This is a genomic window from Mycolicibacterium iranicum, assembly GCF_014190915.1.
GTDB lineage: Bacteria > Actinomycetota > Actinomycetes > Mycobacteriales > Mycobacteriaceae > Mycobacterium > Mycobacterium iranicum_B.
Genome location: NZ_JACHVU010000019.1, coordinates 20,184 through 38,762, shown reverse-complemented (window position 1 = coordinate 38,762; position 18,579 = coordinate 20,184). Strand labels below are relative to the sequence as shown.

General features: G+C 68.8%; 14 protein-coding genes. 5 read left to right on the top strand and 9 right to left on the bottom strand.

The genetic code is table 11. From position 1 onward, the window contains the following. Window positions 1-214 precede the first annotated feature (214 nt). A complete protein-coding gene (locus FHR72_RS25135; RefSeq protein WP_183473913.1) occupies window positions 215-997 on the top strand; it encodes a glucose 1-dehydrogenase in 783 nt (260 codons plus the stop codon). Here the strand turns inward: FHR72_RS25135 and FHR72_RS25130 are convergent. Together FHR72_RS25130 and FHR72_RS25125 are read right to left on the bottom strand one after the other, a co-directional pair. Next, complete coding sequence (locus FHR72_RS25130) at window positions 994-3,759, bottom strand: helix-turn-helix transcriptional regulator (RefSeq protein WP_183473910.1); 2,766 nt, start codon at window positions 3,757-3,759, stop codon at window positions 994-996. The two genes, FHR72_RS25135 and FHR72_RS25130, sit on opposite strands and share 4 nt — an antisense overlap. Before the next feature lie 60 nt (window positions 3,760-3,819). After that, complete coding sequence (locus FHR72_RS25125; RefSeq protein ID WP_183473907.1) at window positions 3,820-4,794, bottom strand: NADPH:quinone oxidoreductase family protein; 975 nt, start codon at window positions 4,792-4,794, stop codon at window positions 3,820-3,822. A gap of 129 nt (window positions 4,795-4,923) precedes the next feature. Between FHR72_RS25125 and FHR72_RS25120 the strand changes: the two genes are divergently transcribed. Beyond that, window positions 4,924-5,895, top strand: coding sequence for an alpha/beta fold hydrolase (locus FHR72_RS25120; RefSeq protein WP_183473904.1), 972 nt, complete (start codon window positions 4,924-4,926; stop codon window positions 5,893-5,895). On the opposite strand, the gene FHR72_RS25115 is transcribed toward FHR72_RS25120, so the two are convergent. After that, window positions 5,871-7,229 (bottom strand): flavin monoamine oxidase family protein, encoded by a 1,359-nt coding sequence (locus FHR72_RS25115; protein ID WP_183473901.1) that lies wholly within the window; start codon window positions 7,227-7,229, stop codon window positions 5,871-5,873. The genes FHR72_RS25120 and FHR72_RS25115 overlap by 25 nt on opposite strands. 158 nt (window positions 7,230-7,387) lie before the next feature. On the opposite strand from FHR72_RS25115, the gene FHR72_RS25110 reads away from it, so the two are divergent. Then, complete coding sequence (locus FHR72_RS25110) at window positions 7,388-8,917, top strand: flavin-containing monooxygenase (protein ID WP_183473898.1); 1,530 nt, start codon at window positions 7,388-7,390, stop codon at window positions 8,915-8,917. Window positions 8,918-8,920: 3 nt separating this feature from the next. Here FHR72_RS25110 and FHR72_RS25105 read toward each other — a convergent pair whose 3' ends face one another. Both FHR72_RS25105 and FHR72_RS25100 read right to left on the bottom strand, forming a co-directional pair. Continuing rightward, complete coding sequence (locus FHR72_RS25105) at window positions 8,921-10,066, bottom strand: Rv3169 family protein (protein WP_183473895.1); 1,146 nt, start codon at window positions 10,064-10,066, stop codon at window positions 8,921-8,923. Then, on the bottom strand, window positions 10,066-11,217 hold the full coding sequence (locus FHR72_RS25100; protein WP_183473892.1) for a phosphotransferase family protein: 1,152 nt from the start codon (window positions 11,215-11,217) through the stop codon (window positions 10,066-10,068). Before FHR72_RS25100 ends, FHR72_RS25105 begins: the two co-directional genes overlap by 1 nt. 66 nt (window positions 11,218-11,283) lie before the next feature. On the opposite strand from FHR72_RS25100, the gene FHR72_RS25095 reads away from it, so the two are divergent. Together FHR72_RS25095 and FHR72_RS25090 are read left to right on the top strand one after the other, a co-directional pair. Next, entirely contained in the window at window positions 11,284-11,886 is a 603-nt protein-coding gene (locus tag FHR72_RS25095; RefSeq protein WP_183473889.1) for a TetR/AcrR family transcriptional regulator C-terminal ligand-binding domain-containing protein, read from the top strand. An 8-nt stretch (window positions 11,887-11,894) separates the two neighbouring features. After that, a complete protein-coding gene (locus FHR72_RS25090; RefSeq protein WP_183473886.1) occupies window positions 11,895-12,575 on the top strand; it encodes a PIG-L deacetylase family protein in 681 nt (226 codons plus the stop codon). A gap of 179 nt (window positions 12,576-12,754) precedes the next feature. Here FHR72_RS25090 and FHR72_RS25085 read toward each other — a convergent pair whose 3' ends face one another. The 4 genes from FHR72_RS25085 to nuoL are packed head-to-tail and all read right to left on the bottom strand — an operon-like array spanning window position 12,755 to window position 18,579. Then, complete coding sequence (locus tag FHR72_RS25085) at window positions 12,755-13,522, bottom strand: enoyl-CoA hydratase (RefSeq protein ID WP_183473883.1); 768 nt, start codon at window positions 13,520-13,522, stop codon at window positions 12,755-12,757. A gap of 13 nt (window positions 13,523-13,535) precedes the next feature. Beyond that, a complete protein-coding gene (gene nuoN / locus FHR72_RS25080; protein ID WP_183473880.1) occupies window positions 13,536-15,107 on the bottom strand; it encodes an NADH-quinone oxidoreductase subunit NuoN in 1,572 nt (523 codons plus the stop codon). Beyond that, window positions 15,104-16,681 carry an NADH-quinone oxidoreductase subunit M gene (locus FHR72_RS25075; RefSeq protein ID WP_183473877.1) on the bottom strand — a complete coding sequence of 526 codons (1,578 nt, stop codon included), beginning with the start codon at window positions 16,679-16,681 and terminating at the stop codon, window positions 15,104-15,106. The genes nuoN and FHR72_RS25075 overlap by 4 nt, the downstream gene beginning before the upstream one ends. Further along, entirely contained in the window at window positions 16,675-18,579 is a 1,905-nt protein-coding gene (gene nuoL / locus FHR72_RS25070; RefSeq protein ID WP_183473874.1) for an NADH-quinone oxidoreductase subunit L, read from the bottom strand. The genes FHR72_RS25075 and nuoL overlap by 7 nt, the downstream gene beginning before the upstream one ends.

Sequence of the window (18,579 nt, the reverse complement as noted above, 5' to 3'; positions counted from 1 at the left end):
TCGCTCTCGCCGGCCGCGAGCGCGCGCAGAGGCTCGCGACACGCCGCGCCGCAGCGTGCAGACACGCGCGCTCGCGGTGCCGATGTGGGGAATCGTGACCATCCATCGGGCGGCGTCTGTATGGTGTGCTCCGGGCCACCTCCGAGCGGGAGTGGACGCCCCGTCCCGATCGCGGCGACAGCGACTTCACAAGCGTTCTCACACAGGAGGTTTCATGACAGGACGGTTGGCAGGCAAGGTGGCGCTCATCAGCGGGGCCGCCAGGGGTATGGGGGCGGCGCATGCGCAGGCGATGGTCTCCCACGGCGCCTCGGTGGTGTGTGGCGACATCCTCGACGCCGAGGGGGAGGTGGTGGCCAAGGACCTCGGAGACGCCGCCCGCTACGTCCGCCTCGACGTCACGAAACCGGAGGACTGGGACGCCGCCGTGGCCACGGCGCGAACCGACTTCGGCGGGGTGGACATCCTGGTCAACAACGCCGGCATCCTGAACATCGGAACCATCGAGGACTACGACCTCGCCGAGTGGCAGCGCATCCTCGACATCAACCTCACCGGTGTCTTCCTCGGAATCCGTGCGGTCGCCCCGACGATGAAAGCCGCGGGCCGTGGGTCGATCATCAACATCTCCTCGATCGAGGGGATGGCGGGCACCGTGGCCTGTCACGGCTACACCGCCACCAAGTTCGCTGTCCGCGGGTTGACCAAGTCGGCCGCCCTTGAGTTGGGGCCGTTCGGCATTCGGGTGAACTCCGTGCACCCCGGCCTGGTGAAGACCCCGATGGCCGACTGGGTCCCCGAGGACATCTTCCAGTCGGCGCTGGGCCGCATCGCCCAACCCCACGAAGTCAGCAATCTCGTGGTCTACCTGGCGGGCGACGAGTCGAGCTACTCGACGGGCGCGGAGTTCGTCGTCGACGGAGGAACCCTCGCCGGCCTGGCACACAAGGACTTCTCGGCCGTCGACGTCGGCCAGCAGCCCGACTGGATCACCTAGAGGCGATCGGCCCCGGCCTGGTCCATCCGCCGGCCGAGTTCGGCCCGTGAGCTGATGCCGAGCTTGCGGTAGATCTTCGTCAGGTTGTGCTCGACGGTCTTGCTGCTGATGAACATCGCCGACGCGATGTCCTTGTTCGTCGCGCCGGAGGCCGCCATCTCGGCGACCCTCTGCTCCGACGGTGTCAGCTGACTGACGCCGTCGGACGGGGCGACGACGGCGCGCGCCAGCTCGTTCTTGGCGCGAGCCGCCCACAGCGGGGTGCCGAGCCGTTCGAACGTCTGCATGGCCTCGGTCAGATTCGTTGCCGCGGTGGTCTTCTGGCGGAGCCGACGCTGCAACTGGCCCAGCAGCAGCTGCGTGCGGGCGCGTTCGAACGGCATCGGCAGCAGTTCGTGCTCGGCCATCGCGCGGTGCGCTGTCTGCTCGGCGGTCGCGACATCGCCGCGCGCGGCGAGCAGCATGGCCCGGCAGCGCGCGCCGACCGCTTTCATCCACCGGCGGTCGTGCTCGAGACCGTTGTGTTCCAGCAGCCCCGTGAGGTGCTCGGCATCCGCGAGCTCGCCGACGCCGACCATCGCCTCGATCGCATCGGGCAGATGCCACCCGTACATCAGCTCGGTCGACGGGGCGCGCCCACTCGTGAGGAACGAATCATCCAGCGCGTCAAGGGCTTCGCGGTGGTTACCCAGTGATTCCTCGAGGAAGCACAGCGTCATGCCCGGCCAGTCGGCGATGTGCGAGGTCTGACGGTTCTCGATGGCGGCGAGGACCCAGCGGGCGTCGGCGCGGGCATCGTCCACCCGGCCGGCGTAGGCGGCCATCGCCCCGCGCACCGTCATCGGGATGATCAGGACGTCGTCGCCGCCGAGTTGTTCCGCGCGTTCCACGGCCTCGGCGGCCTCGGCCTGCGCCTCGGCGAGCTCGCCGCGCCACATGTGGTTGATGGCGAGAAATCCCGCGATCGCCATCATGTCGCTTTCGGCGCCCCGCTCGAGGCAGACCGTGCGCAACGCGGTCAGCTCACGGTGTGCCTGCTCGAGGCGGCCCGTCCACGACATCGCCAGGGCGTGGACGAACGGGGCACGGAAGATGATCGGTACGTCGAATCCGCTGTCATAGAGCTTCAGTGCCCGCGTGAGCGCCTCGTCGTCCAGGCCGTGACCGCACTGGAAACCGACGTGCACCGACCACGCCAGCGCGGCGCTGGTCACCGCGGGCACCCCGAGCTCCTCGGCGAGCTTGACGGCATCACGCGCATGCCGGCGCGCGTCGTCGAGCTCGCCGGCGTTGTTCAGCGCGAACGACAGTCGCAGCAGCACCTGGACGTGCACCGCCACGTTGCCGGCGGCGTCGTCGAGAGCGGTACGCAACAGTTCGACCGCTTCACTGTGCTCGTTCTCGTACATTCGCACCGTGGCGAGCAGGCTCGCGGCCAGCGCGCGCAGCATCGGGGGCTCGATCGAGTCGATCCTCCCGAGAACCGTGCCTGCCTTCGAGGTGTTGCCCGCCAGGAAGTGGTTCTCCGCGGCCTTCATGCGCCGCATCGGATTGTCCCCGCCCAGGCCGATCGCGAGATCCATCAGCTCGGCCGCCGCGGCCGGGGCGCCGCGGGAGCGCGCCGAGTCGGCGGCCTGGTCGAGGGCAGCGAAGATCTCGTCGTCTCCGCTGGCCGACGCCAGGGCCAGGTGCCGGGCCCGCAGTTCGGGCTGCGATTCGAGGCCGCTCATCCGGCGGTGCATCGCACGTCGGGCTGTCGGGCCGGCGTCGGTGTAGACGCCGCTGGCCAGCAGTGGATGGGTGAACCGGACGCGGTGTCCCTCCAGCGCGACGATGCCGGCCGCCTCGGCGCCCTCCAGCCGTTCGGTGACCTCTGCGGCGGTTGCTTCGTAGGCGCGGGCGAGCAGTTCCACGGTCGGGTCCGACACGCAGGCCACGCCGAGCAGCAGTTCGCGGGTCTGGTCGTCGAGCAGTCCGATCCGGCGCCGCACCACATCGGTGAGTGTGGCCGGGAGCGGGACCTCGCCCCCGGCCGGACCGTCCCCGACGGCCTGCGCCAGCTCCAGGGCGAAAAACGGGTTGCCGCCGGAGATCTCGGCGATGCGCAACACCGACGGACGGGTGAGCTTGCGACCCAGACGTTCGGTGATCAAGGTGTGCAGCTGCGCGGAGCTCATCGGCGGGACGCTGATCCTGTCCAGGCCGTCGGGACGCTCCAGCTTGAGCCAGCCCGCCGTCACGCCCTCGCCCGGGGCGCACCGCTCGGTCACCAGGATCCCGAACGGCCCACGCAGGCGACGCACCGCGAATTCGATCGCCGCGCGGCTCGAGCTGTCCAGCCATTGCGCGTCGTCGATTGCGATCAGCACCGGTGAATCCGCGGCCAGCGCGTGCAGCACCGCGACGAAGCCGGCGGCGACCACCCGCTGATCGGTCGGGGGACCGTCGGCGCCTGCCCGCAGCAACACCCGGTCCAGCGCAAGACGTTGCAGCGCAGGCAAGGTGGCGAAATGCTCCTCGCCGACCTCGGCGAGCAGGTCGGCCAGCGCCGCGAACGCCATGACCGATTCGGCCTGGCCGACACGGGCGGTCAGCACCCGGAAGCCGTGGTCGGCGGCCTGCCGCAGCTGTGTCAGCCACAGCGTGGTCTTGCCGATCCCGGCTTCCCCCTCGATGATCAGGGCGGTCGGTTTCGACGCCGCGGCAGCCAGGAATCCAGCAACCTGTGGACCGTCGGCTGCTCCCTGGCTAGCGCTGGACATGGCGTTCATCATCGCAGCGGGCAAAGGGTTGTGCACCCGAATCGCCGACCGGGTTTCCGGTCAGCGGATCGCGACGACGACTTTGCCCCGCGCCGAGCGGTCTTCCAGCGACGCGATCGCCTCACCGGCGCGTTCCAGCGGATACACGACAGGGTCTGGCGCGGGGACGGCGCCCGAGGCCAGCAGAGGCTCCAGCTCGGCCCACTGCTCCTGGAGATAGCCCGGGTGCGTCATCGTCCATGCGCCCCAGCCGACCCCGACGGTGTCGACGTTGTTGAGCAGCAACCGGTTCACCTTCACCGTGGGGATCTCGCCGCCGGTGAAGCCGACGACCAGCAGCCGACCGCCCGGCGCCAGGGAGCGCAGCGAGTCGGTGAACCGGTCGCCGCCGACGGGGTCGAGCACGATGTCCACGCCGCGTCCACCGGTCAGTTCCTTCACCGCATCCTTGAAGCCCTCGGCGAGCACCACGTCCGTGGCGCCGGCCGCGCGCGCCACCTCGCCCTTCTCCTCGGTGCTGACGACCGCGATCGTTCGTGCGGCGCCCAGCGCCGGCGCGATCCGCAGCGTGGAGGTGCCGATGCCGCCGGCGGCACCGTGCACCAGCACGGTCTCGCCGTCGGCGAGCCGACCGCGGGTACGTAACGCGAACTGGACGGTCAGATCGTTGAACAGCACCCCGGCGCCCGCTTCGAACGACAGCGCGTCCGGCAGGGTGAAGACCCGTTCCGGCTGCAGCGCAACCACTTCGGCCATGGCGCCGCACAGCATCGTCAGTCCGACGACGCGGTCGCCCGGCTGCACGTGCGCATCCGAGGGTGCGCTGCGCACCACCCCCGCGACCTCGGCTCCTGGCGTGTACGGCATCTCGGGTTTGTACTGGTAGAGCCCGCGGGACTGCAGGGCGTCGGGAAACGCGACCCCCGCGGCGTGGACGTCGACGACCACCAGGCCGGCGTCCGCGGCGGGCTCGTCGATCTCGACGAGCTTCGCAGCCTGGGGTCCTTCGAGCTCGGCTATCTGGATCGCGCGCATGGGGGCCCTCGCTTCGTCGTCGCAGTGGTCGTCGGTCCATTTAACTCACCCGCGCATCGGCGGGGCACCGGCGGTGCCCCGCGGGTACAGTCACGTACCCGGCAACGACGCCGAACACGAGGAGCGCGCATGGCACGGAGCAGTACCCGACCCCGGCGCGGGGGATTCGCCGCAGCGCAGGCGCTGCCCCAGGGGCGAGTCGTCGACGTGCGGTCCGAGGACGGTGTGCGGCTGCACACCGAGGTGTTCGGTCCCGAGCACGGCTATCCGATCGTGCTCGCGCACGGAATCACCTGTGCGATTCGCGTATGGGCCTACCAGATCGCCGATCTCGCACAGGATTACCGGGTCATCGCGTTCGATCACCGCGGGCACGGCCGCAGCGGGGTTCCGCCCCGGCGGGGTGGGTACAGCCTCGACCATCTGGCGGCCGACCTCGACGCGGTTCTCGAGGCGACCCTGGCGCCGGGGGAGCGGGCGGTGATCGCCGGGCATTCCATGGGTGGCATCGCGATCTCCTCGTGGTCGGAGCGGATGCCCCACCGGGTGGCCCAGCGTGCCGATGCCGTCGCCTTGATCAACACGACGACCGGCGACCTGCTGCGCAACGTCAATCTGCTGCCGGTACCGGCACGCTTCGCCGACGCCAGGGTGCGGGCGGCGGGCGGAGTGCTGCGCACCTTCGGGGCCGCCCCGCTGATCCGGGCCGCCGACCGGCCGAGCCGCCGGTTCGTCTCGACCATCGCCGTCGGCCGCGACGCCGACCCCGCGGTCGCGGACTTCGTCTTCGAACTGTTCAACGGCACCCCGGCGGCCGGCCGGGGCGGCTGGGCGCGGGTGCTGGTCGACCATCTCGGTCCCCGGCACATCGCGTTGAAGAACCTCACCGTGCCGACGTTGGTGATCGGCAGCACCAGGGACCGGCTCCTGCCCATCGTGTCGTCACGCCGCATCGCCGCGACCGCGCCGAACCTGGCGCGTTTCGTCGAACTGGCCGGCGGACACTGCGCCATCCTGGAGCGGCCCGACGAGGTCAACGAGCAGCTGCGGTGGCTGGTCGGGTCGGTCACCGACCGTCAGGAGCCCCGCGTCAGCTCCTGATCCACCTCGTCGGCGACCCCGATGCCCGAGCGCACGGCCCCGTCGAGGAATCCCGTCCACCGGTCCGAGGTCTCGGTGCCCGCCCAGAAGATCCCGTCGACGGGTGCCCGCAGCCATCGGCCGTGCGCGGTCCAGGAACCTGGAGGCACGGCAGCGGTGGGGCCTCCCGGTGCGAAAGTCTCTGCACCCCAACAATGGTCGACGTAGTCCAGAGGTGACGCGGCGTCGTCGCCGAACAGCGCCGAGAACCCGGCCAGTGCGACCTCGCGTCGCTGATCGGCAGGCAACGGGTCGAACGTGCGGGCGTCGGTGAACCCGAGCAGGACGCCGGGACCGTCAGCGTCATCGTCACCGTGGGCGGGGCTGACGTCGAAAGTGATGAACACCGGACCCTCGTCGGACAGTGCCTCACCCGAGTACCCCTGCGTCCGCCAGAACGGCGTCGGATAGGCGGCGTAAGCCTTGCTGAGGTGCCCCTGGGGCCAGTGCCGGCTCAGCTCGCCGTAACCGGTGGGCAGGGCCGGGTCGAATTCGATGTCGGCGCGATGCTGCGGCGCGACGGCCACGACGACGGCGTCCGCATGGTGCTCGGACTGCCCCGCGGTGACGGTCAGCGTGCGATCGGGACGGCGGCTGATGCGCCGTACCGGGGCGCCCAGGATCACGCGCTCACCCAGCTCGGTGGCCATTGCCGTCGCGATCTGCTGCGTACCGGCCAGGAAGCGGTCCTGCTGCGCGCCGCCCTCGACGTCGAGCATGTGGCTGAGACCGCCGGCGGACTTCACGTAGCGCACCGCGTGCAGCATGGACACCGCGTCGGGCTCGGCGCCCCAGGTCACTCTCGCCATGATGGCCATGAGGTCGCGGGTCGAAGCCCCCGCATGCACCGAACGCAGCCAGTCGTCCAGGGAGACGGCGTCGAGCTGATCGGCGATCGGCGAGGTCCAGGGCTTGTCGACCGGAACCTTCCGGCAGACGCGGTCGAACCGCCACTGGATCCGGGACACGTCGACCAACTCGAGGACGGACAGCCGCGGGATGGTGCTGCGATAGGACCGCACACGGCCACGCCACCGGATCAGGTTCTTGCCCCGTCCGTACGTCGGCACCGTCTCCAGACCCAGCTCGGCGGCCAGTGCGAGGACCGCGTCCTGGGTGGGCCCCACGAACGTCGCTCCGAAGTCGACCGCGACGCCGCCGACGAAGCCGGTGAAGGAGCGGCCCCCGACGCGGTCCCGGCCCTCCACGACCAGCACGTCGTGGCCACGGCGGGTCAGTTCGCGCGCCGCCGTCAGTCCCGCGAATCCCGCACCCACCACCACGACGTCGGCCATAGGGCCCATCTTGTCCGCAACGGCTCGATCCGGCGCGCAAAACGACATGGCCGTCGCTCGGGCGCGCCCGGCTCGCGGGAATCCGATGGCCCGGATCGTCGACGTACCGGCCGCCTGAGTCCTAGGGTGGTACGGGACCGGACCAAAGGAGGTTGCGGGTGCAGAACCACCACATCGACGGGGAATTCTCCGACGTCCTGATCATCGGCGCAGGCATCTCGGGTATCGGGGCCGCCTACCGGATCCAGGAGCGGAACCCTCAGCTGACCTACACGATCCTGGAGCGGCGATCACGGATCGGGGGCACGTGGGATCTGTTCCGCTACCCGGGTATCCGCTCGGACAGCGACATCTTCACGCTGTCGTTCCCCTGGGAGCCGTGGGACCGTCAGGAGAACGTCGCCGACGGCCAGTACATCCGTGAGTACCTGGCCAAGACCGCGCGCAAGCACGGCTTCGACGAGCACATGCACTTCGAGACGCAGGTGAGCTCGGCCGAATGGGACTCGGCCACCGACACGTGGACGGTCCACGCCGAACGGGAGGGTGTGCCGAAGACCTACCGTGCCCGCTTCGTGTTCTTCGGGACGGGTTACTACAACTACGACGAGCCCTACCGGCCCGACATCCGCGGCATCGAGTCGTTCGGCGGAGATGTCGTGCATCCGCAGTTCTGGCCCGAGCAGCTCGACTACTCGGATAAACGTGTGGTGGTCATCGGCAGTGGCGCGACGGCGATCAGCCTCATCCCGGCGCTCGCCCAGAAGGCGGCGCACGTCACCATGCTGCAGCGCTCACCGACCTACATGATGTCGATGGCGCGCATCGACCCGATGGTGGACTTCATCCGGAAGATCCTGCCGCGCAGGTTGTCCCACTCGGTGGTGCGGTTCCGCAACGCGATGTTCCACATCCTCACCTACTTCATGTTCCGCAAGGCCCCGAAGTTCGGTCGTAAGCTCATCCGCAGCCGCGCCAAAGCCGCTCTGCCGGCGGGCTACGCCGTCGACGTGCACTTCAAGCCGAGATACAACCCGTGGGATCAGCGCATGTGCCTGATCCTCGACGACGATCTGTACAGCCACATCAGCGACGGACGCGCCGAGGTGGTCACCGACCACATCGATCACATCGACGAGAAGGGCATCGTGCTGACCTCGGGTGGTCGCCTCGACGCCGATGTGATCGTGACCGCGACCGGATTGCAGCTGCAGGCGCTCGGCGGGATCCGCATCGTGGTCGACGGCGAGGAGATCAACCCCACCGATCGCTTCGTCTACAAGGAGTACCTGCTCGAAGACGTGCCGAACATGGCCTGGTGCATCGGCTACACCAATGCGTCGTGGACGCTGCGGGCCGACATGACCGCCAAGGCGGTCGCGAAGCTCCTGGCCTATATGGATTCTCACGGCTACACCCACGCTTTCCCGCATCTCGGCGATGTGCCGATCGCCGAGAAACCCACCTTCGATCTGGAATCGGGGTATATCAAGCGGGCGCCGCACGCGCTCCCGAAGTCCGGCACCCGCCGGCCGTGGAACGTGCGGCACAACTACGTGCTCGATGTCATCGACCACCGTTTCGACAGGATCGAGGAGTCGATGGTGTTCGGCCGGGTCTCGCCGAGAGTTGCTGTTGCAGAGGGTCAATCGGCCGAGAAGGAGCTGGAGCGCAACTTGGGCGCCTGAGCGCTAGGGTGCGACGGTGAGCCAGTCGGCGAAGCCCGACGGATCGTGGCGGCCCAGCGCGCCGTGCTCGAACAGGCCCCACCCCTCACGCTCGGCTCCGTCGGCGTCGCGGCACACCGCTCGTCCGACGTGGTCGATGACCCCGAATCCCGCCCGGGCGATGATCGCGGGATCGGTCATGTCGTAGGTCAGGCGCTCGGTGAAGTTCGCGCCCTTCCACATTCCGTGCAACCAGTCGGAGTCGCCGCCGTATCCGCCGCCCACGTGGATCGGCGCCGGCAGCTTGGACTCGACGTCGAACCGCAGGGGGCTGCCGTCGGCGGCGGTGGCGTCGATGGTCGCCCCGGTGGGGATCCGGGTGCCGGAGCGGTAGTGGATCCTGATCCGCGGCCAGCCGAGTTGCTCGACCCGGCCGTCCTTCCAGATCCGCGTGCAGTCGTTGAGTGTCCGGAATCCCTGCGGGTCCTCCTGGATGATGAGCACGATGCCGAAGTCGTCGAACGCCATCGGCACGTAGAGCCACCACATGCCTTCGAAGGGTGGGTCGTCCGGGCGCCCGGGCGGCTCGGCTTCGCCGACGGGCCTGATGCCCCAGGAGCGGTCGCGGGTGCCGATCCAGCGGTCAGGATCGACGTGGATGTCGGTGCCGTCGATGGACACAAGGCCGCTCCAGGTACCGGCCTGGGCGAAACGCTGGGCATCGAGAGTCACCCGGTTGCCGCGCCGCATGACGTGCGGTTGTTCCTGGACGACGTCGAACAGGCCCTCCCACGTGAGATCAGCGGCGATCCCCTCGGTGTCGTCGAGGACGATGCGCAGTTTCCGCAGCGGCTCTACGACCTCCACACGGTAATTCCCGACGTGTTGATTGAGCCTGTCCTGGTCGATCGCGTCGGACACATGCACGGCGGTCTGTGTGTCACCGCCGCCGCCGCCGAATCTGCCGCTCCCGCGGCGGGAGACGAGCAGGAACGCGTCCTTCACCCCGAGGTTCGGGTAGTAGCCGATGCCCGTAATGAGGAAGATGTCGCCGGTGCGGTCGTGGGCGTTGAAATAGGACCTGTCGTAGAAGTTGCGGTCCGAGGACCCGGGCCAGGCGATGGGTTGCGGCAGCTGGTGTACCGGGTACTCGTCCATCGGTCCGAGCATCAGTGCGCTTCTCCGATCAGTCTTTTGAGCAACGAGGCGTGGTAGAACAGGGTCTCGACGTCGTCGGGCTTCTCGATCTCGCCGAAGTGCACCCGTCGCGCGCCGGTGCGCATGAACACACAGCACCAGATGACGGCGGAATACACGTAGAACCAGGTGAGGTCGCCGATCTCGACGCCGGTGAGGTCGCGGTAGGTGGCGCGCACATCGTCCTCGCGCAGGAAGTGCGGCATACCCGGCAGCCCGGCAAGCTTCGTCAGTTCCTGAAAGACCATGTGCGCGAAGCTGATCCACGCGACATCGAACTCGCGAGGTCCGACGGTGGCCATCTCCCAGTCGAGGACGGCGACAGGGGAGAAGTCACGGTAGATGACATTGCCGATGCGTGAATCACCCCACACCAGAACGGGTTCGGCGGCTGCGACGTCGTCGGGGAACCGGTCCTGCAGCCACGTCAGAGCCCGCTCGACCAACGGTGAGGGGCCGATGTCGGGGACGCTGAACTCATACCATTCCTCGAGCCAGCCGAAATGACGGTGTAGCGCGGTCTGTCCCGGCGGGTCGACGTCCTGCAGGAAACCGAACACCTCGGGAGCGTCGGGGATCGAGTGCAGCGTGGCCAGGACCTCGACCGTGCGGTCCTGAAGTTGCCGCTGCTGGTCGGGCGAGGCATCGAAAAGCCAATTGCCGCCGAAGGTATACGGCATCACATCCGGCGGGACCGCGCCGTCGACGCGGTCCATCAGGAAGAACGGCCGGCCCAGCACCTCGCCGGTCTGTTCCAGCCAGCGCACCGGCGGCACCGCCACATCGGTCAACTCGCCCACCAGTCGCATCACCTCGTGCTGGTGGTCGAGGCGGTAGTGTTTGAACACGGGGATGTCCGCTTCGGCAGGCGCCACCCGCGCAACCCAGTTGTGCTCGACCAGGTTTCCGTCCTGCTGCCACCGTCCGCGCAACACGATCGTTTCGGAGGACATGCCGTTGGCGTCGATGCCGTTCTCGACCGTGACGTCCACAGGTGTGCCCGGTGCGATGTCCGGCAGCCGGCTGCCCAGCCACCGGGACAGCGCGGCAGGAACATTCGACAGGTCGCGACTGGAACGCTGGAGCCGATCGACGTTGCCGACCGCGGGTTCACTACTGGTCACAGAAATGGTCCTTCCCGCCGCGACGCGGTCCTGGCACGGCCCCAATACGATACCGTGGGTAGCGATATGAAAACAGACCCGTCACCGGGTGGCAAGACCCCGGGTGCAGGACGTCCCCGCGATCCGCGCATTGACGCTGCCATACTGCGGGCGACGGCGGATCTACTTGTCGAAATCGGCTATTCGAATGTGACGATGGCCGCGGTCGCGGAGCGCGCCGGCACCACGAAGACGGCGTTGTACCGGCGGTGGTCCAGCAAGGCCGAACTGGTGCACGAGGCGGCGTTCCCGGTGACGCCGACGGCGATCCAGACCCCGCCCGGCGACATCGCCGCGGATCTGCGGGCGATGATCGAGGCGGCGCGCGACGTGTTCCTGAGCCCTGTGGTGCGGGCCGCGCTGCCGGGGCTGATCGCCGACATGTCGGCCGACGCCGATCTGACCGGGCGGGTGGGGGCCCGGTTCGCCGATCTGTTCATCGCGGTGCGGACCCGTCTGCAGGATGCGGTGGACCGTGGCGAGGTGCGCGCCGGCGTGGATCCGGACCGGCTGGTGAGCCTCGTCGGCGGTGCGACCCTGCTGGCGCTGCTGCAGGCCCCCGATGTGCTGGCGGGCGCGTCGTGGGTGGACAGCACCACCGACATCCTGCTGCACGGCGTGGTGACCTGAGGAGGGGCGTGACGCCGACCTTGGAGCCCTTCCCGACCGACTGGCGCACCGCGCTGGTGCTGGTTCCGCATCCGGACGACCCCGAGTACGGCATCGGGGCGGCCGTGGCGGCGTGGACTGCGGCGGGGCGGACGGTGCGCTACGCGCTGGCGACGCGTGGTGAACGGGGGATCGAGGGAATGGCGCCCGAGGAGGCGGGCCCGCTCCGGGAGGGCGAGCAGCGCAGATCGGCGGCGATCGTCGGTGTCGACGACGTCGAGTTCTGGGATTTCCCCGACGGTTCGGTCCGGGACACGCCCGCGTTGCACGACAGGATCGCCACGGCGATCGCGGAAGCGGCGCCGGATGTCGTCGTCACGATCTACAGCGGCGACGAATGGGCGCCGGGGGAGCCGAACCAGACCGATCACATCGAGTTCGCGAAGGCCGTGGCGAAAGCCTATGACACACTGGCCGATCCGCCGCGCTGGCTGTTCGAGAACGGTTCGGGCGCCACGCACGGCCAGCCCGTCGACGGCCATATCGAGGCGGCGGTGGCGTCCCTCGCAGCGCACGAGGTGTATCTGCGGGTGCTCGACCCGGACACCCCGGTGATCGACCAGGCGCGCACGCAGGTCGCGCAGACCACGCAGCCGCACCCGTCCTTCGGCGGCCGCCCGACGGTGCAATTCATCCAGCGCCGCCCGTAGTCACGCGCCGACGCCCTGATCCTCCGCACCGCGAGCGCGCGTGTCTGCTCGCGACACAACGTTCAGCTGTGGCCTTTTGCGCGCGTTCGCGGCGTGTGAGCGCGCGCAGGATGCCGGGTTGCGCGGCGTGGCGGCGTGCAGACACGCGCGCTCGCGGTGCAAGTGGCCCTCGGTCCGGGTCAGCTGGGGTCGATCTGCTCCCTGTTGCGCTGCGCGACCGCGCTGAACCGGTCGCCGAGCCCGTCGAAGTCCCGGTGCTGGGCGAACGCGATGGTCTCTTCGGCCGACAGCGCGGGATCGATCACCGCCGCGGCGCCGGTCGTGTAGATCTCCTTGAGGCCGCGCATGGTCGGCCGCGGGACGTCGGCGATCTGGCGAGCGAGCTCGACGGCACGCTCCAGCAGACGGCCGTGGGGCACCACTTCGGTGACCAGCCCGATCCGCTCGGCGCGGACAGCGTCGACCACCTCGCCGGTCATCGACAACCGCCGGGCCATCGCCGCTCCCACCAGCTGTGGCAGCCGCGCCGTCATCCCGCCGCCGGGCAGAATGCCGACCCGCGCGTGTGTGTCGGCGAAAACCGCGCGCTCCGAGGCGATCAGGAAGTCGCACCCCAGCGCCATCTCCAGCCCTCCGGTGAACGTCGCCCCGTTGATGGCCCCCACCACCGGGGTGCGCATCGCCGCCACCGCCGCAATGCAACTCTGCGACCGGAACTCCTCGAAGTACGAAAGCCCGTCCCGGGCAGCTTCTTTGAGGTCGACGCCGGCACAGAACGCCGGATCGGCACCGGTGAGAACGACCGCGCGGACCGACTCGTCGGCGTCGGCGTCGGTCAACGCCGCATAGGCCGCGCGGATCAGATCGCGGCTGAGTGCATTCCTGGCGGCGGGCCTGTTCAGCGTGATCATCCGCACGCCGTCGTGATCGGAGGTCAGTACGAGCATGGCTGCCTTGCTATCAGAAGAAGCGATCCGCCGAGTCGGCGAGGTCGAGCAGAGGTTGCGGCAGGGCCCCGAGGGCGAACGTCACGGCCGCGGTCACCGTGACGACGGCCGTCGTCAGGCCGCCGGGGACCACGACCGTCGGGGCATCCGCCGGCCGGTCGGTGAAGAACATCAGCACGATCACCCGGACGTAGAAGTAGGCGGCGATCGCGCTGGCGACGACACCGACGACCACCAGCGGGATCGCGCCGCCCTCACCGGCCGCCTTGAACACCGCGAACTTGCTGACGAACCCGCTCGTCAGCGGGATGCCTGCGAAGGCGAGAAGGAAGAGCGAGAACACGACACCCACCAATGGATACCGTCGGCCCAGTCCCGCCCAGCGGGCCATCGCGGTGTCCTCCTCGCCGTCGGCGTCGCGCACCAGGCCGACGATCGCGAACGCCCCGACCGTCGAAAAGCCGTACGCGAAAAGGTAGAACAGCGTCGAGGACAGGCCGGCCTCGTTGCCGGCGATCACGCCGGTCAGGATGAACCCGCTGTGGGCGACCGCGGAGTAGCCCAGCATGCGTTTGACGTCGTTCTGGGTGACGGCCGTGACGGTCCCGACGACCATCGTCAGGATCGCCACGGCCCACAACACGGGCCGCCAGTCGTCGCGCAACTCCGGCAGCGCGACGTAGAAGATGCGCAGCATCGCCCCGAACGCGGCGATCTTGGTCGCGGCCGCCATGAAGGCCGTGATCGGGGTCGGGGCGCCCTGATACACGTCCGGGATCCATGAATGGAACGGCACCGCACCGACCTTGAACAGGATCCCGACCGACAGCAGCGCGATGCCGAGCAGGGCGAGCGCCGGCCTGCCCTCCCCGGAGGCCACGGCGTCGGCGATGCCCTGCAGGGTCAGCGTGCCGGCGTAGCCGTACAGCATCGCGGCGCCGTAGAGGAAGAACGCCGACGAGAAGGCGCCCAGCAGAAAGTATTTCAGTGACGACTCCTGAGACAGCAACCGTCGCCGTCTCGCCAGGCCGCACAACAGGTACAGCGGCAGCGACAGGACTTCCAGTGCGATGAACATCGTCAGCAGGTCGTCGGCTGCGGGGAACAGCAGCATGCCGCCGACGGCGAACATCGTCAGTGGGAACACCTCGGTCTGAATGATTCCCGCTCGGGTGGCTGCCTTCTCGGCGACGCTTCCCGCGATGGCCGAGGCCTGGGGAGTGAACGCGTCCAGGCCGCGTTCGCCCTCGGGTCCGTCCGCCGCGGCGTGCTGGCGCTCACCGATGAGCAGGACGCCCAGCACCGCGACCAGCAGGATGGTGCCCTGCAGGAACAGCGCCGGCATGTCGATGGCCACCGCACCCATGACCGCGGTCACGCTCGCCCCCGCGTCGACCTCCCGCGCGACCAGCACGACAGCCACAAACGCGGCGACGAGAGCCACCAGGGACAGCGCCACCTGCGCGCCGTAGCGCCGGCGTCGCGGCAGGAACGCTTCGACGAGCACACCGAGCACGGCGGCGCCGAGCACGATGAGCATCGGTGAGATCAGGCCGTATTCGACCGTCGGCGTGGGGATGTTCATCTCGGGCCTTCCGCCGTCCGGGGTGCCGGGTCAGTCCGATCGATGGTCGTCAGGGTGTGGGTGACGGCAGGGTTGATCACGTCGAGGGCGGGTTTGGGATAGATACCCAGAACCAGCAGCAGGGCGATCAGGGGCACGACCACGACGAGTTCGCGCGGCACCAGATCGCCGAATCTGCGGTCACCGTCTGCCAACCCGGCGGCGACCGGGCCTGTCATCATCCGCTGGCACATCCACAGGATGTAGACCGCGGACAGGACCAGCGCGCCGGCCGCCAGTACGGCGAGCACCGGGTAGCGGGTGAAAGTGCCGATGAGAACCAGGAATTCACTGATGAACGGCGCCAGTCCGGGCAGCGACAGGGTGGCCAGGCCGGCGACAAGGAATGTGCCGGCGAGGACGGGTGCCACCTTCTGCACCCCGCCGTACGCGCTGATGAGCCGGGAACCGCGCCGCGACACCAGGAACCCTGCGATGAGGAACAGTGCGGCCGTGGAGATGCCGTGGTTGACCATGTAGAGGGTCGATCCGGACTGGCCCTGCGTGGTCATCACGAAGATGCCCAGGATGATGAAGCCGAAGTGGGAGATCGAGGTATAGGCGATCAAGCGCATGACGTCGGTCTGGCCGATGGCGACGACGGCGCCGTAGATGATGCCGATGACGGCCAGGGTGATGATCGCGGGGCCGAACCATTGCGCTGAATCGGGGAACAGCGGCAGGCAGTAGCGGATCATGCCGAACGTACCGACCTTGTCCATGATCGCCATCATCAGCACTGCGCTGGCGGGGGTGGCCTCGACCGCCGAATCGGGTAGCCAGCGGTGCAGCGGCCACAGCGGGGCCTTGACCGCGAAGGCGAACATGAACCCACCGAACAGCAGGTGCATCACCGCGGGGTTGAGGACGAACTCGCCGCCGGCGACCGCGGCGACGATGGCGCGGAAGTCGAAAGTGCCCGCATCGAACGCGTCGCTGGTGGCCGTCGCGACGTAGAGCCCCACGACCGCGGCGAGCATGATGAGTCCGCCGACGAGGTTGTACAGCAGGAACTTCACCGCGGCCCGGCTGCGGTCCTGACCACCGAAACCGCCGATGAGGAAGTACATCGGGATCAGCATGGCCTCGAAGAACACGTAGAACAGCAGGATGTCCAGGGATACCAGCGAGATGAGCACCATGCCCTCGACGGCCAGGGTCAGCGCCAGGTAGATGTGCACCGACCGACCGCCCCAGCTCAGCTGATCGCGGGCGTCGTTCCAGCCGGCGATGATGAGCAGCGGCAGCAGCACCGCGGTCAGCACCACCAGTGCCAAGGCGATACCGTCGATGCCGAGGATGTAACCGGTGCCGAAAGATGGAATCCACCGGTAGTTCTCGACGAATTGGTACTGCTCGCCGGCGGGATCGAACTCGACGGCGACGACGACCGCGACGGCCAGCACCGCCAGCGACACCGCCAGCGCGGCCCACTTGGCTACGCCTCGGGCCGCGGCGGGCAGCACCAGGACCACGGCCGCGCCCACCATCGGCAGGGCCCACAGCACGGTCAGCAGCGGCAGCGACGTCACCACAGGTTCACCGCCAGGATCATCGCGACGACCACGGTCGCGCCGGCCAGCATCGACAGCGCGTACGAGCGCGCGAACCCGGTCTGCAGCCCGCGCAACCGATCCGAGAACCGCGAGACGCCCGCGGCCAGGCCCGAAGCCGCGCCGTCGACCGCCTCGTCGTCCAGTTCGACGAGCCCGCGGGTGAAGGACAGCCCGGGACGCATGAGCACCCTTTCGTTGAACGCATCGCCGTAGAGATCCCGGCGTGCGGCGACGGTCAGGGCCGATCCGGCCGGGACGTCGGACGGGACGGCGCGGGTGCCGTACATGCGGTAGGCGACGGCGATGCCGACCGCAACCACCGACAGCACGATCACCGTCACGACCCAGACGGGCAGCACATGGTGGATCTCGTGGGCACCGACGACCGGTTCGAGCCAGTGCTCCAGGGTGCCCCCGACGGCCAGCGCGCCACCGGCGGTGACCGAACCGATCGCAAGGATGATCATCGGCACCGTCATCACCGCGGGCGCCTCATGAGGATGGGGTGCGCCGTGCCCGTCGCCGCTCGCCGCGGAGGCCCAGCGCTTCTCGCCGAAGAAGGTCATCAACATCACCCGGGTCATGTAGAAGGCGGTGATGCCCGCGCCGAGAATCGTTGCCCCGCCGAGGATCACGCCTTTGACACCGCCCGCGCCGAGCGCCACCTCGATGATGCCGTCCTTGGAGAAGAAGCCCGCCAGCGGCGGAATGCCGATGATCGCGAGGTAACCGAGACCGAACGTGACGAAAGTGATCGGCAGGGCGGTCCGCAGCCCGCCGTAGCGGCGCATGTCCACCTCGTCGTCCATGGCGTGCATCACCGAGCCGGCGCCGAGGAACAGGCCCGCCTTGAAGAAGCCGTGCGTCAGAAGGTGCATGATCGCGAACGCGTATCCCGCGGGGCCGAGACCGGCCGCCAGGACCATGTAACCGATCTGGCTCATGGTGGACGCGGCGAGCGCCTTCTTGATGTCGTCCTTCGCGCAGCCGATCACCGCACCGAAGAGCAGCGTCACCGCACCGACCACCACGACCGCGGTCTGTGCGTGCGGGGCCAGGTCGAACACGGGCCCCGAACGCACGATGAGGTAGACGCCCGCGGTCACCATCGTCGCCGCGTGGATCAGGGCCGACACCGGGGTCGGTCCCTCCATCGCATCCCCGAGCCAGGATTGCAGCGGCACCTGGGCGGATTTCCCGCATGCCGCCAGCAACAACATCAACCCGAGGGCGGTGAGCGTCCCCTCGCCGAGTTGCGGCGCGGCCTCGAACACCTCGGAGAACGACACGGCGCCGACCGCGGTGAACATGATCATCAGGGCGACGGCCAACCCGATGTCACCGACGCGGTTGACGACGAACGCCTTCTTGGCTGCGGTGGCCGCCGACGGCTTGTGCGACCAGAAGCCGATCAGCAGATACGACGCGAGACCCACGCCCTCCCAGCCCATGTAGAGGCCGAGGTAGTTGTCGGCGAGGACCAGCAGCAGCATCGCAGCCAGAAACAGGTTCAGGTAGGCGAAGAATCGCCGGCGGCCGGCGTCCTCCTTCATGTACCCGATCGAATAGATGTGGATCAGCGAACCGACGCCGGTGATCAACAGCACGAAGCACATCGACAGCTGGTCGAGCTGCAGGCCGAAGTCGACGCTCAGCCCGCCGACGGGCACCCAGCTGAACAACGTCTCGTGGACGGCGCGGTCTTCGCCGTGGCGGCCCAGCATGGCGGCGAACAGCGCTGCCGCACAGGCGAAGGAGGCCAGCGACGCGACCGTGCCGAGCAGGTGGCCCCACCTGTCCGATCGCCGGCCGGACAGCAGAAGGACGGCCGCACCGGCAAGCGGGAGCGCGATGAGAAGCCACACGGGTAGCGTCAT

Excerpts from the sequence above, each read along its gene's own strand:
- FHR72_RS25135 (WP_183473913.1), top strand. The coding sequence starts at position 215 with ATGACAGGACGGTTGGCAGGCAAGGTGGCGCTCATCAGCGGGGCCGCC.
- FHR72_RS25130 (WP_183473910.1), bottom strand. The coding sequence starts at position 3,759 with ATGTCCAGCGCTAGCCAGGGAGCAGCCGACGGTCCACAGGTTGCTGGA.
- FHR72_RS25125 (WP_183473907.1), bottom strand. The coding sequence starts at position 4,794 with ATGCGCGCGATCCAGATAGCCGAGCTCGAAGGACCCCAGGCTGCGAAG.
- FHR72_RS25120 (WP_183473904.1), top strand. The coding sequence starts at position 4,924 with ATGGCACGGAGCAGTACCCGACCCCGGCGCGGGGGATTCGCCGCAGCG.
- FHR72_RS25115 (WP_183473901.1), bottom strand. The coding sequence starts at position 7,229 with ATGGCCGACGTCGTGGTGGTGGGTGCGGGATTCGCGGGACTGACGGCG.
- FHR72_RS25105 (WP_183473895.1), bottom strand. The coding sequence starts at position 10,066 with ATGCTCGGACCGATGGACGAGTACCCGGTACACCAGCTGCCGCAACCC.
- FHR72_RS25095 (WP_183473889.1), top strand. The coding sequence starts at position 11,284 with ATGAAAACAGACCCGTCACCGGGTGGCAAGACCCCGGGTGCAGGACGT.
- FHR72_RS25085 (WP_183473883.1), bottom strand. The coding sequence starts at position 13,522 with ATGCTCGTACTGACCTCCGATCACGACGGCGTGCGGATGATCACGCTG.
- nuoN (WP_183473880.1), bottom strand. The coding sequence starts at position 15,107 with ATGAACATCCCCACGCCGACGGTCGAATACGGCCTGATCTCACCGATG.
- nuoL (WP_183473874.1), bottom strand. The coding sequence starts at position 18,579 with ATGACGCTACCCGTGTGGCTTCTCATCGCGCTCCCGCTTGCCGGTGCG.